Source organism: Oleiphilus sp. HI0132, assembly GCF_001635845.1.
Map to the genome: position 1 here is coordinate 1 of NZ_LWGJ01001358.1, position 707 is coordinate 707.

The window sequence follows — 707 nt, forward strand, 5'->3', positions numbered from 1 at the left end:
TGGAAGCTATTGCACCAAACCTTGATTTAACCGTAGATTTTGGTTGGTTATTCTGGGTAGCAACGCCACTATTCCTATTGCTTGATTTCTTCTATGGCATTGTATTGAACTGGGGTTTTGCAATTATTCTAGTGACTGTTTGTGTTAAGGCTTTGTTCTTCAAGTTGTCGGCTGCAAGTTATCGTTCTATGGCGAATATGCGTCGGGTAGCACCTAAGCTACAAGCTTTAAAAGAACAGTATGGCGATGATCGTCAGAAGATGTCTCAAGGAATGATGGAGCTCTATAAGAAAGAGAAAATTAATCCTCTTGGTGGTTGTCTGCCTATTCTTGTTCAGATGCCTGTATTTATCGCTTTATACTGGGTTTTGATGGAGAGTGTTCAATTACGCCATGCTCCATTTATGTTCTGGATTCACGATCTATCGGTAATGGATCCTTACTTCATTCTGCCGATTCTGATGGGTGCAAGTATGGCTATCCAAATGCAGCTAAATCCATCTCCGCCTGATCCAATGCAAGCTAAGATCATGAAGATTATGCCTGTTGTAATGACTGTTTTCTTCTTATGGTTCCCTTCAGGGCTAGTTCTTTACTGGTTAGTAAACAATATTCTGTCGATTGCACAGCAGTGGGTAATTACCAGACAAATCGAAAAAGCTAACGCTTAATCTACCCTGTTCTTGATATGAGTGAATATTATCAAG

General features: G+C 40.2%; 1 protein-coding gene. It reads left to right on the plus strand.

What is annotated here, in order from left to right; translation table 11 throughout:
• On the plus strand, positions 1 to 671 hold a 671-nt coding region (gene yidC, locus A3766_RS20835; protein WP_156509010.1), incomplete at its 5' end, for a membrane protein insertase YidC.
• Positions 672 to 707 lie beyond the last annotated feature (36 nt).